2 protein-coding genes are annotated in these 2,148 nt (G+C 61.2%); both read left to right on the top strand.

Annotation, left to right across the window (positions count from 1 at the left end; translation table 11 throughout):
- Window positions 1–145 precede the first annotated feature (145 nt).
- The gene (locus WCA53_RS02880; protein WP_423905262.1) at window positions 146–988 is read left to right on the top strand and encodes a transketolase; all 843 of its coding nucleotides are present in this window, start codon (window positions 146–148) and stop codon (window positions 986–988) included.
- Entirely contained in the window at window positions 985–1,986 is a 1,002-nt protein-coding gene (locus WCA53_RS02875) for a transketolase family protein (RefSeq protein ID WP_423905261.1), read from the top strand. The genes WCA53_RS02880 and WCA53_RS02875 overlap by 4 nt, the downstream gene beginning before the upstream one ends.
- Window positions 1,987–2,148 lie beyond the last annotated feature (162 nt).

Below are 2,148 nucleotides of genomic sequence, written 5' to 3'. Positions count from 1 at the left end.
TGACCGGTAAGTCGACGGCCGGACTCATCTTTATCTCCGTCGCCATCGTCATCGGTGCCGGGCTTGTTTTCCTCGTGCCAGCCAAGAGCGTCAATCGCTGACACCTTCTGCTGCAAAGACTCATTTTTTAAATCAAGGAGACACCATGAACAGTCCGTCATCAGATGCGGTGACGCTCGCCGAGCGCGCCTATCGGATTCGCAGAAACGCCTTGCTGATGGGCGAAGTACAGGGGCAAGGCTATATCGGCCAGGCACTCGACATCGCCGATGTACTCGCGGTTTCCTACTTCGGCGCCATGCGCTACCAACCCGACAACCCCGAGTGGGAAGGCCGCGACCGCTTCCTCTTGTCCAACGGTCACTATGCGATCGCGCTTTACGCAGCGCTCTTCGAAGCGGGCTTTCTGCCACCGGAAGAACTCGAAACCTACGGCAGCGACGACAGCCGGTTGCCGATGTCCGGCATGGCGAGCTACACGCCCGGCATGGAGATGTCGGGCGGCTCGCTCGGCCACGGTCTCACGATCGCGGTGGGCCGCTGCCTTGGTCTGAAGCGCAAGGGCTCAGATGCGTTCGTCTACACGCTGTTCTCCGACGGCGAACTCGATGAGGGCGCGATCTGGGAAGGCCTTATGTCGGCCGCTCACTGGAAGCTGGACAACCTGATCGCCATGGTCGACGTCAACAACCAGCAAGCCGACGGTCCCTCGTCGAAGATCATGGCGTTCGAACCGCTCGTCGAGAAGCTCGAAGCGTTCGGCTGGTTCACGCAGCGTGTCGACGGCAACGACATCAATGTCGTGAAGGCGGCCTTCGATGCCGCGCGCAATCATCCGAAGCCGCAGCCACGGATTATCGTGTGCGATACCCGCATGGGCTGCGGCGTGCCGTTCCTCGAAGAACGGGAAAAGAACCATTTCATCCGCGTCGATGCCCATGAGTGGCAACTGGCGCTCGCAGCACTCGAAGCAGGGAGACAAGCATGAGCGACACCACTATCACGAAGCCGCGCCTGAAGACCTCGGCGATGATCGCCTCCATTGCAGGCGAAGGACAACTCACGCGTTCCGCGCCGTTCGGCCATGCGTTGGCGCAACTGGCGCGGGAGAAGACAAACATAGTCGGCATGACCGCCGACCTCAGCAAGTACACCGACCTGCATATCTTCGGGAAGGAGTTTCCAGAGCGCTACTATCAGATGGGGATGGCTGAGCAACTGCTGATGGGGGCGGCCGCCGGCATGGCGCATGAAGGCGCCCAGCCGTTCGTGACGACGTATGCGGTCTTCGCGACCCGTCGCGCATACGACTTCATGCACCAGGCGATCGCCGAAGACAACCTCGACGTGAAGATCATCTGCGCGCTGCCGGGCCTCACGACCGGCTACGGCCCGAGCCATCAGGCGGCCGAGGATCTTGCGCTCATGCGTGCCATGCCGAACATGACGGTCATCGATCCGTGCGACGCGCTCGACACCGAGCAGATGGTGCCTGCGATCGCCGCGCATAACGGCCCGGTGTATGCGCTCCTGCTGCGTGGCAACGTTCCGGCCGTACTCGATGAGTACGACTACCAGTTCGAACTGGGCAAGGCGAAGCTGCTGCGCGATGGCGCTGAAGTGCTGATCATCTCGTCGGGCATCATGACCATGCGCTCGCTGGAGGTCGCGAAGACGCTGGAAGCGGACAACGTCGGCGTTGCGGTGCTGCATGTGCCGACCATCAAGCCGCTCGATACCGAGACGATCCTGCGCGAAGCCCGGCGCACGGGCCGGATGGTCGTGGTCGCCGAGAATCATTCGGTGGTCGCCGGTCTCGGCGAAGCGGTCGCGACCACGCTGCTCACGGCCGGCGTCACGCCGATGTACCGTCAGATCGCACTGCCCGATGAGTTTCTCGCTGCGGGCGCGCTGCCGACCTTGCATGACCGCTATGGCATCTCGAGCAACGTCATGGCGAGCACGATCAAGAGTTGGCTCGGATGAGTGTGCGGAATATCTCGACTGGATAGATAAGTCGGGGGCCTGAGCATTGAGAGCCGTGACGGTGTGCCAGTTCGTTGGCGCACCGTTACGGGAAGAGGCAAGCAACGTGAGCGAATCGATCCATAGATAAATTGACAAAAAGTAGTAGTACAAAATACCTGT

Source organism: Caballeronia sp., assembly GCF_049581465.1.
In the GTDB taxonomy this organism is placed as follows: Bacteria; Pseudomonadota; Gammaproteobacteria; order Burkholderiales; family Burkholderiaceae; genus Caballeronia.
The sequence above is the reverse complement of the archived record's forward strand: the minus strand, read 5'-3'. Positions and strand labels throughout refer to the sequence as shown.

What these genes read in the sequence shown, in the direction of transcription:
- WCA53_RS02880 (WP_423905262.1), top strand. Translation starts at nt 146, where the DNA reads ATGAACAGTCCGTCATCAGATGCGGTGACGCTCGCCGAGCGCGCCTAT.
- WCA53_RS02875 (WP_423905261.1), top strand. Translation starts at nt 985, where the DNA reads ATGAGCGACACCACTATCACGAAGCCGCGCCTGAAGACCTCGGCGATG.